Source organism: Photorhabdus namnaonensis (assembly GCF_001684335.1).
Classification (GTDB): domain Bacteria; phylum Pseudomonadota; class Gammaproteobacteria; order Enterobacterales; family Enterobacteriaceae; genus Photorhabdus; species Photorhabdus namnaonensis.
This window is the reverse complement of sequence record NZ_LOIC01000099.1, coordinates 89,112-99,783: the sequence shown is the minus strand read 5'-3', so window position 1 is coordinate 99,783 and position 10,672 is coordinate 89,112. Positions and strand designations below refer to the sequence as shown.

The 10,672-nt window shown below is 42.7% G+C and carries 9 protein-coding genes; 6 read left to right on the top strand and 3 right to left on the bottom strand.

Annotation, left to right across the window (positions count from 1 at the left end; all coding sequences use genetic code 11):
• Window positions 1–331: 331 nt before the first annotated feature.
• From Phpb_RS22775 to Phpb_RS22760, 4 genes are all read left to right on the top strand, one after another.
• A complete protein-coding gene (locus Phpb_RS22775; RefSeq protein WP_065392346.1) occupies window positions 332–796 on the top strand; it encodes an antitoxin PaaA2 family protein in 465 nt (154 codons plus the stop codon).
• 17 nt (window positions 797–813) lie between these two features.
• Complete coding sequence (locus Phpb_RS22770) at window positions 814–1,122, top strand: type II toxin-antitoxin system RelE/ParE family toxin (RefSeq protein ID WP_036780593.1); 309 nt, start codon at window positions 814–816, stop codon at window positions 1,120–1,122.
• An 865-nt stretch (window positions 1,123–1,987) separates the two neighbouring features.
• A complete protein-coding gene (locus Phpb_RS22765; RefSeq protein WP_065392345.1) occupies window positions 1,988–3,202 on the top strand; it encodes an RCC1 domain-containing protein in 1,215 nt (404 codons plus the stop codon).
• An 82-nt stretch (window positions 3,203–3,284) separates the two neighbouring features.
• Window positions 3,285–4,598, top strand: coding sequence for an RCC1 domain-containing protein (locus Phpb_RS22760; RefSeq protein WP_065392344.1), 1,314 nt, complete (start codon window positions 3,285–3,287; stop codon window positions 4,596–4,598).
• Between the two features lie 630 nt (window positions 4,599–5,228).
• Here Phpb_RS22760 and Phpb_RS22755 read toward each other — a convergent pair.
• The 3 genes from Phpb_RS22755 to recG form a co-directional block, all read right to left on the bottom strand.
• Window positions 5,229–5,489, bottom strand: a complete 261-nt coding sequence (locus Phpb_RS22755) for a hypothetical protein (RefSeq protein WP_065392343.1) — start codon at window positions 5,487–5,489, stop codon at window positions 5,229–5,231.
• Between the two features lie 91 nt (window positions 5,490–5,580).
• Window positions 5,581–5,859, bottom strand: coding sequence for a hypothetical protein (locus tag Phpb_RS22750; RefSeq protein ID WP_065392342.1), 279 nt, complete (start codon window positions 5,857–5,859; stop codon window positions 5,581–5,583).
• Window positions 5,860–6,532: 673 nt separating this feature from the next.
• A complete protein-coding gene (gene recG, locus Phpb_RS22745; RefSeq protein WP_065392341.1) occupies window positions 6,533–8,614 on the bottom strand; it encodes an ATP-dependent DNA helicase RecG in 2,082 nt (693 codons plus the stop codon).
• Between the two features lie 441 nt (window positions 8,615–9,055).
• Here recG and Phpb_RS22740 point away from each other — a divergent pair, with 441 nt between their 5' ends.
• Both Phpb_RS22740 and Phpb_RS22735 read left to right on the top strand, forming a co-directional pair.
• Window positions 9,056–9,622: a tyrosine-type DNA invertase gene (locus Phpb_RS22740; protein ID WP_046395294.1), complete on the top strand. Its 567-nt coding sequence runs from the start codon at window positions 9,056–9,058 to the stop codon at window positions 9,620–9,622.
• Between the two features lie 426 nt (window positions 9,623–10,048).
• Window positions 10,049–10,669 carry a fimbrial protein gene (locus tag Phpb_RS22735; protein ID WP_065392340.1) on the top strand — a complete coding sequence of 207 codons (621 nt, stop codon included), beginning with the start codon at window positions 10,049–10,051 and terminating at the stop codon, window positions 10,667–10,669.
• The last annotated feature ends 3 nt before the right edge of the window (window positions 10,670–10,672 follow it).

Genomic DNA, 10,672 nt, shown 5'->3' with positions numbered 1-10,672 from the left:
GATGGTTAATAACCTGAAAGCCCTGCGGGCTTTTCGCCTTATATCACCGCCCGCATTGGGCGAGGGTTTACGGCGGATTTTGCTAAAATGGCTCGAATAGCTATTATGGTTAAAAATGCATGGAGCTACCAGTAATCAAAATAGCCAACCGCCAACCAAGATGATTTTTGGACTCCGCTCGTCAAGTGAGAGCATTTCTGGCGGGAAAGTCTGGGGAGGCGGTAATGTCCATTAAATGTTGTCCAACCTTTTTTGTCTAGGTGATTGCGCGTTTCCTAGAAAACATGCACAATCAACCCTGTTATTTTCATCACCCTATAAGGAGTGAATCATGCAAAGCATGACCATTGAGCAGCTACGCGCCGCAAGCGATGCCGGCGGCGTGGAAGGTGTGACTCTGAAAGGGCAGGGCGGAACCTTCCTTGTGCAGATCGCAACCCGCAGCGGTGCCGCCGCTTTGCTGGCGAAGGCCCGCAGCCAGGAGCCGCGCCGTTTCGGCAACCCCATTGCCGCCCTGAAAGTGTTGCGCGACGTAGGTATCACCATCGGCCAGTTCGACGCCAGTGAGTGGAACCCGGACGAGAAAGAAGAAACCGCCGGCAATCGTGGCCGGGCCGAGGCAATGCGTAAGGCCCACCAAGCCGCCGCCTACTCGGAGTGGCTGGCCGCCGAGATTCAGGATGCTATCGACGACCCGCGCCCGAATCTTTCACACGATGAGGTTATGGTCGAGATGGACGCTGATATTGCCGCCTTGGCCGCCGAACACAAGCCCGCCAAAAGGAAGCGCGCTTGAGCGCGGCTGGCTGATTTATGGCGAAGGCAAAGACCCCTTACCGCATCGAGTGGCGACCGAAGGCCCGCGAGGATTTGCGCGCCATTGTTCGATACATAGGCAAAGACAACCCGACCAGGGCGCGCAGCTTCGGTCAGGAGCTACGCGACAAGACCTTGCCGCTTGCGCAGCACCCGGAGCTTGGCCGCACCGGGCGGCCCGGCCTGCCGGATTATGTGCGCGAGCTGGTCGCGCATCGGAACTACATTATTTTTTATCGCGTGCTGGACGAGGCGCGCACCGTCGAAATTTTGCGAGTGAAACACGCGGCGCAGCAAACGCCGTGACATGGTGACAGCGCAGGAGATGGAGAGCGTAAAAAAGTTCCCCAGACTTTTTTACGCTCTCAATTAAAAGGGGTAGTGGCCGGGTAGCTGCGATAACTGCCGACAAATGCAGGGCTGGCGTAGCCCCGCATTTACTATTGCTTAATGCTTTAAGATGACCTGCGACATTTCGTCACACAGACGATATCCGCAGCTTTTAACTTGCTCTTTGCTACCGTTGTCACTGACTTTGTAATATTGTCCGTGAATCATAATCGTCTAATAGATCATTCTGAATGTCGATAATGAATGGGTATTGCTCTCTCGATTTAGTTAATCTATTAAGTATTATTTTGTTATTGCAGACCATTAACCAATGGCTGAGAAAAATATAATAATTCAACCTATGGAATATTCACTTGAAATTTTATCACTCCCGCTCTCTACGAAATAGTTTTTAATGTAAATCCTAAAAAACCAAAGTAACTCATTTCTTTATAAATAGAAAATATACTGCGCCCCTCTTGGTGATTTTTATTGTTTGCTTTACAGTTAATACTTAGTAAATTAAGTTACATGTATGCGTATTAATAAAAGTAGCAATAAGGATGTACATTCCCCCTAAATTCTGTTGCCCAAGTCTCATAATTTTAATTTTTACGCTTTATCGATAAAAAATAATCTAAAACCAACTACCAAAAAATCAATTTAGTATTAACCTATAATTGTCAGTCGATAATTTTTTCTATTATCTTCTTCATCAAAGAATAGTTAGTACTAAATTGCAGTAGAAATTCAGCTTAACCCGCAAGGGATAGGTTTTATGGCATAGATTCCCCTGTGGGTAAAAAGGTTAATCCGATATCACCATCATTAGGAGAATAATATGAATCAAAATAATGAGTCCTCACCAAACATGGATGCCGAAGGTAATCCTATCAAGCAATATTGGCAACCGGACAGGAGTAGTCATTCTGATAATAATACTTCTATTGCCTCTACCAGAGGGGCAACCGCCATGTTATTGCCAACTGGCAGAGTAATCGCTTGGGGAAATGACCCTAGTAGTCAAATCCCGTCCGATATTGCCCAATTACGAGATATCGTTAGCCTAAGTGCAACAGATGATGCTTTCGCGGCTCTGCGGAAAAACCGTAGCGTGGTTGCCTGGGGAAATGAAAACGAAGGTAATGGTGGTGAAATTCCGCCAGAAATTGCCCAATTACAGGATATTATCAGTTTAAAGGCAACAGGTTCTGCTTTCGTGGCCCTGAGGGCAAACGGTAGCATAGTTGCTTGGGGAGATGAATTTTATGGCGGTAAAATACCTGATGAAATTGCTCAATTGCAGGATATTACCAGCCTGAGTTCAACAATAAGCGCATTTACTGCTCTGCGGGCAAATCGCAGCGTGGTCGCTTGGGGAATTAAAAATTGGGGCGGTCAAGTTCCGCCAGAAATAGCTAAATTGCAGGATATCGTCAGTATCAGTGCAATAGTTTCTGCTTTCGCAGCCCTACGATCAGACCGCAGTGTCGTCGCTTGGGGGTTCAAGAACTCAGGTACTCAAATCCCACCAGAAATTGCTCAATTGCGGGATATTGTCAGTCTAAGCGCCACAAATTTTGCTTTTGCAGCCCTACGGGCAAATCACAGTGTCGTCGCTTGGGGTAATCCATCTTCGGGTGGCAGTATTCCGCCGGAAATTGCCCAATTACAGGATATCGTCAGTCTGTGTACAACATCGAGCGCTTTCGCAGCCCTGCGGGCAAACCGTAGTGTGGTCGTCTGGGGAGGTAATGATATCAAAACCCCGCCAGAAATTGCCGCATTGCAGGATATTGTCAGTATAAGTGCAACAGAAACCGCATTTGCAGCTCTACGGATGGATGGTAGCGTAGTCACCTGGGGATATGGCAATTATTCAGACAATGATCACGGTAATCAAGGCAATCAAGCCCCACCCGGGATAGCTCGATTACAAGATATCGTTAGCCTAAGTGCGTCAAGAAACTCATTTACAGTATTAAGAGCTGATGGTCAGAGAGTTGGTTGGGGATCGGCTGATGATAATAAATTGCATAATGAATATGACAATTAATTAATCCATTAAGCAGAGGTTTTACGGTACAGACTCCCTGTGAGTAAGGTAAATCCGATATAACCTTGTATAGGAGAATGATATGAACCAAAATAACGAGTTCTCACCAAACAATCTATACCAGCAATCTGGGGTTGGAATATATAGTAACTCTGACAACAAGATTTCCGTCACTTCTACTAAAGGCTCAACTGCTATGTTATTACAAAATGGCAGAGTGATCTCTTGGAGACTCCAGATACCGCCAGAAATTGCCAAATTACGGGATATCGTCAATCTGAGTTCAACACGTTATGCATTCGCAGCTCTGAGAGCAAACCGTAGCGTGGTCGCTTGGGGAGATGAGAGGTATGGCGGCTCTATACCGCCAGAAATTGCCAAATTACAGGATATTGTCAGCTTGAGCGCAACAAGTTTTGCCTTCGCAGCCCTACGGACAGACCGTAGCGTAGTCGCTTGGGGTTGGGGAGATGAGAACGGTGGCGTCAAAGTCCCAAAAGAAATTGCTAAATTAAAGGATATTGTCAGCCTGAGCGCAACAGATTATACATTCGCAGTCCTTAGGGCGAACGGTAACGTGGTCGTTTGGAGAAGCTCTACAGTTCAGCCAGACATTGCTAAATTAAAGGGTATTATCAGTCTGAGTGCAATAGATGATACTTTCATAGCCCGGTGGGCAGATTTTCGCATAGTCACTTGGGGAGGTGGACCTTCTATGCCTCCTGAAATTGCAAGATGGCAAGATATTGTCGGCTTGAGTAAAACAATTGGTAATTTTAGTAAAACAATTGGCGCTTTTGCAGCCCTTAGGGCGAACGGTAGCGTGCTTGCTTGGGGAGATGAGAACTGTGGCGGCCAAGTCCCACCAGAGATTGCCACATTACGGGATATTATTAGCCTAAGTGCAACAGGTAAGACATTTGCCGCCTTGAGGTCAGACCGCAGTGTGGTCTCTTGGGGTAATATCAGTATCCCATCCGAAATTGCCAAATTAAAGGATATCATCAGCTTACATCCAATAATAGGTTCATATCCAATAAATGGCTCATTCGCAGCCCTACGAGCAGACCGCAGCGTGGTCTCTTGGGGTAGTATTGGTAGCGCTCCACCCGAGATCGCTAAATTAAAGGATATTGTCAGCCTGAGTGCAGCAAAGAGTGCTTTCGCTGCTTTACGGGCGAATGGCAGCGTGGTTACTTGGGGATACCAAGTGGACGATTATGATAACAGAATCTCTGGCTCTAACGTCCAGGTTCCTCCTGGAATAGCACGATTACAAGATATCGTCAGCCTGAGTGCATCAAAAAATTCATTCGCAGTCTTACGGAGAAATGGTCAGATAGTGGCTTGGAATACTAATAACGATAATATAGTACACAGTGAATATGATGATTAATCCATTGTCATTATAAATCACTAAAAAAACCTAAAACCAAGGTTGAGCCGTAATACCTCGGCTCAGCCTATCGTTTATTCAATTTGAAATATTAGTTTTCCCATCTTGTTATTACCAAACTAACTCACTTTTTTATAAACAGAAAAAATATTACGTCATCCTTGGAGATTTTTATTCTTTGCTTTACGGTTAATGCTTAGTAGATTAAATTACATATTTACGTATTAATAAAATTAGCCATAAAAATGTACATCTTTATTAAATTCTGTTGCTCAAACCTCATAATTTTAACTTTTACTCATTATCGATAAAAATAATCTAAAACCAACTACCAAAAAATCAATTTAGTATTAACCTAAAGTTATCAGGCGATAATTTTTTCTATTATCTTATTCATCAAGTATTGGGACTAAACATCAGTCTGGAAATGCGGGCAGAGGAAGTTGATAAAACAACTGATTAATTATAAAGAGGCTGGAGATATCTTTATCAATCAAGCAGAAAAACAAGCATTAGGGGCAAAAGTAGTAAACCGTTGAATATAAATGGTTCAGGAATGGAGACTCCATTCCTGATTATGGTGATTTAATTTTGTCTAACACTCAATTAAATCGGATGACAAGTTCTCATTTATTTCTCTTGATGAGATATATTGGTGCCGCTATCTTGTACATAATCATCAAAAATAATAATAAAACTGTTATTAGAAGCAGGATATGATTTTTCAATACCTCTCTGTATGACTGACAATATAAAACCATGCGTATCGGATAGATCCCACACCTTGACATCTTCACAATCAAGAGCTAAATATTCCTCTCTACCTTCCTCTCCACATTTATTAACCGAAACTTTAACCGGTTCAGTTGAGAGATTTTTAACATAAATCATAAATCCTCCACTATATCAATAATGAATATTTTCATTTAATTCAATGGCATATGAACGTAAATTAAGAAAACTAGATAAATAATAAAATTTTTTAGTTAGATTGTATCGAATATAAATAGTTTATCTGTTCGCCGTTATTTTCAATATTGTTATTATTAATAATTAAGTAGCCATCTGATTGTATTGAATACAACTCTGGAATATTATCTTCGCGTACTACTGACATTAAAAAACCGCGCTTATCTGATCTATCCCATTGAACTACTTCTTCTGGATTAATTTCAATATATTCGTCATTACCTTCTTCACTACTCCATTTGCTCATTGCAACTTTAACCATATTCTCTGAAAGATTTTTGACATAAATCATATTAAACTCTCCATTATATCAACGTAGATTTATTTAGCTCTAATTTAAAAATATCCTAATATGTACCATAATGAAATATAAGTATAGGATAAAAAAGACCAACAAAACTATTATTTATGTGACCTCCATCAAGGTTTTATACTTCGAAAAGAAAATATTTAAAATTACATTCATTGGGTTAATAGAAATATTTACTATTTAAACTTAGTAACTCAATATTACATTGATGTAAATATAATAATTACCCTTGAATTCATATCATAGGTTTACATCTATTTCCGTTTTAACCTTTGAGCATAACATTGCGCTAATACCGCACATGCCATCAACTTAATTTGATGAAAAATGACGGAATCGCTTGTCACCCCAGTTAGCTGATAAAAGACTGCGGATAGTGACTCATCGTATCAATTAACCCGAGGTATTAGATTCTATTTTTTAAGAAAATAATAAAAAATCATTTATATTTTCTGGGGATATTTTTTAATACTGTTGCCAATTTAGGAATAATCGTGGTTCTATTTTACATTCCTTTAGAAATAATACATGAACAATTAAACGGAATAATTAAAAGAAAGCTCTATAGCAGAGCATCTTAATTATTAGATAAAACCAGATATCTGTATTTTTGGCAGCGTTGAGAAACGAAAAGCCAGCTCTGATATGTTCTCAATCACGCATTACCATAATGTACCCGTTCTGGTAGCCAGCGTTCAATCAAGGCACGGGCATGTTCAGGATAATGCTGGTGGAGATGGCGGGCAATACGCTGAACTTCCGGCAACATTCCCTGATCTCTTAGCAAATCAGCCACCTTAAATTCCGCATTCCCAGTTTGGCGTGTTCCTAATAGCTCCCCCGGACCACGAATTTCCAGATCTTTCTGCGCGATAACAAAACCATCGTTACTGTCTCTAAGCACTTGCAGACGTATTTTGGCAGTACTGCTCAGCGGCGTTTTGTAAAGTAAAACACAATGAGAAGCGATAGCCCCACGGCCAACTCGTCCGCGTAATTGATGAAGTTGCGCCAAGCCGAGCCGTTCCGGGTTATCAATAACCATCAAACTGGCATTCGGCACATCCACGCCCACTTCAATAACCGTTGTTGCAACCAAAAGCTGTAGTTCGCCACGCTTGAAAGCCTCCATCACTGCCTGCTTTTCTGCGGCTTTCATGCGGCCATGCACCAGCCCGACTTTCAGTTCCGGTAAAGCAAGAGTAAGTTCTTCACTGGTGGCTTGCGCGGCTTGAGCTTCCAGCACATCGGAATCTTCAATTAGCGTACAGACCCAATAGACTTGTCTATTTTCATCAAGGCAGGCGTTTCTGATCCGTTTGATAATTTCTTCGCGGCGTGTATCCGGGATCGCAACGGTCGTCACCGGCGTTCTCCCCGGTGGTAATTCATCAATAATAGAAGTATCGAGATCCGCATAAGCGGTCATGGCTAAGGTGCGGGGAATCGGGGTGGCCGTCATAATCAATTGGTGAGGATGAAAACCCTGCTCACGTCCTTTTTCCCACAAAGCCAGACGTTGATGAACGCCAAACCGATGTTGCTCATCAATAATCACCAGCGCCAGACCGGAAAACTTCACCTGTTCCTGAAACATGGCATGAGTACCGACAATCATGGCGACTTGACCGTTGGCAATGGCTTCTTGTTGCTTCTGACGCGCTTTCCCCTTTTGCTTACCCGCCAGCCAGCCGACCTGAATACCCAACGGTTCCAGCCATTGCCGAAATGTATTCGCATGCTGCTCTGCCAGCAGTTCAGTCGGCGCCATCAGGGCGACCTGTTTACCATGCGCAATAGCCCGCAACGCAGCTAATGCGGCAACCAGTGTTTTTCCTGAACCTACATCGCCCTGAATTAGTCGCATCATGGGAACGTCTTTTGCCAGATCCTGCTCAATGTCCGAGACAACCCGTTGTTGCGCATGGGTTGGAGAAAATGGCAGGCGATTAAGGAATTGCGGTTTTAACTTGTCCTCAGTCGGCAGCGACTGAGCGTGATAGCGTTGTACGCCGGCTCTGACGGCTAACATACTCAAATGGTGAGCTAAAAGTTCTTCCAGAACCAGACGGCGATAAGCCGGATGTCTGCCGGTTTCCAGATCCGCCAGAGCAATATCCGGTGTCGGGCGGTGCAAGGTATGCAGTGCTTGCGGCAGGCTAATCATGGAGCGGCTAAGTTCTTCCGGCAGGAGTTCATTGATTGCACAGGTATCCAACAATTTCAGCGCTTGATCAATGAGATTACGCAGCGTCGCCTGACGAACACCTTCTGTTGTCGGGTAAATCGGGGTTAATGTTTCTTGAAGCTGTACATTTCCCATATGGTTTTGAATCTTATACTCAGGATGAATCATTTCGGCGCCCAGACTGCCTCTTCTGATTTCACCGTAGACAACAACCTGTTTCCCTTTCGCCAGATTGTTTCTCATTGCCGCCGAAAAGTTAAAAAAGCGCAGCGTGAGCACGCCGGTGCCATCGCTAATTTTGCAGATCAGGGTTCGACGACGACTAACAACAATATCGGTACGCAGGATTTCACCTGTGACGGTGGCGGAAATACCCGGTAAAAGATCATTAATAGTATAAAGGCGTGTCTGGTCTTCATAACGCAGCGGGAAATGCAGCAGTAGATCCTGCAAATTAACCAGCCCTATTTTTGCTAATTTGGCGGCCTGACTTGCCCCGACGCCACGCAGGGAAGTTAGAGGGATGGCATCAAGCAATTGGCCTTTCATAAGGTTTCTTTTATCTCCGTTAATTGCATGGCATTCCATCAGGTTTTACAGGTCGTGGCCTGATCCTGTTGACCAGCCATAATAATACAGGCGAGTTTAGCGTAATCAATGGAATATTTGCCTTGGTAACTGGTTGAAAACCATATCAATACCTTTAAGAGTAAGCCGCTATAACGAAAAAGACGATTTGTAATGACAGGTTCTTATAACCTGTTTTGAATAATCTGTCCTGTCAGTCAAATGTAAACTAACGTGCTTGCGAGGTGAAAAAATAATCAAAAAAGGTGTTTAAATTTTATCCCATATCTGTATAACCTCTTGTAGCCTCGGTGAACAATAGGCCATCGTTTTGGGTAGCGGTGTCTATTTTATCCTAGCTTATGTCTGTTCTAAGCGAGATATCGCCGGGTTGTGCTATCAATATATTTTGGAGAAATAATCATGGGCCAAAGAAAATATCTGACTCAATCAGAAGTAGAAAGCATGTTGGAAATGGCGAAAGTGGGGCCTAATCCAGAACGAAATTACTGTCTGATTTATATGAGCTATATCCACGGTTTTCGTGTTAGCGAAGCCAGGCATTTACGGTTATCTGACATGGAGTTAAAAGAAAAATGCCTATATATCAGGCGATTAAAAGGCGGGTTTTGTACTAATCATCCCCTTTTGCAGCGTGAAGTTAAGGCGATTAAGGCATGGCTTAAAGTGCGCAAAACTTTTCAGGGCGCCGATAGCGATTGGTTGTTTTTGTCGCGTTGTGGGAAACCACTGACTCGCCAGCGCATCTATCAGATTATCAACCAGTTAGGGCAACGGGCGAATATCGCGGTAGAGCCTCATCCACATATGTTGCGTCATGCCTGCGGTTTTGCCCTTGCAGATCGAGGAATCGATACCCGGCTAATACAAGACTATCTTGGACATAAAAACATTCGCCACACGGTACGTTATACCGCGAGTAATGTTGAACGTTTTCAAGGAGTTTGGGGCGTAAAAGGTAGGCGTTAAGGTACGACAGTTAGGACCATTTTGACTATCGAAACACGATCGCCTAGAAATTGTACTAAAAGTTTTCTAATAAAAAAAGAGATAGATTTGTATATATTTGTAAAACTCAATAATCCTACCACAGAAACATTCCAATAATCCACTCTTTTTATTACAACATGCAAAAACATTGCCCTTTTGTTGTCACTTTAGCAAAATTTTTGTTTTTAATTTTAGGATAGGCAAAGATGATATCCTTAAAATTTGCGGAAAAATCGCATATTAACTCTGTATGATGCTGTTTTTATACAGAAAAATAGCCGTGTTTCGATAGTCAAAATGGTCCTAATTGACAAATTTTTGTACAGCTAGATGCCTCTGTTTATCAAAACATGATGCACGAGTTTGAATCGGACTTTAGTTAGGTAGTTAAAAGAGATTAATGAAATGAAAAAGATATTAAAGATAAGCGCGGTGGCAGCGCTGGTTATGGGGGCAGCTTCGGCTGCTTTGGCAGCAGGTGAGGAAAATAAAGGGGGGAATAATACCACAGTAAATGTTACTGGTACGATTGTGACTGCAACATGTGATGTTACCAACCCAGGCTCAAATGGGACGGTGGATACGGGGAACCATACAAAAGTAGAGTTTGTAGATCCGGGTAATAAATTTCCACACGCAGAAATTAAAAAATTTATATCTAGCAGTGAAAGGCATTTTACTATTGGTCTTGCTAACTGCTCTTCAGACAATAAAGATGCAACTAAAGTTAAGTTGTATGTGACAGGTCAAACTTTGAATGGATCAGGGGGTTATCTCTTTAACAAAGATAGTAAGGAACAGGCAGGTATAATACTAAATCATTTAGAAAATGATGTATTAACACCTATTAAAACTGAAAGCTTGATTGATATGACTGTTCCTTCTGTGAAAATAGACGACAAAGATTCAGCTGACATCAAGAATAGTTATGCAAAGTTTGTTGTATTTATAGCAACGACGGGCAAAGATGTTCCTGGAAATCAGCAGATTTATGCTCCCATCACCTTCTCCTATGCGTATGACTGACTT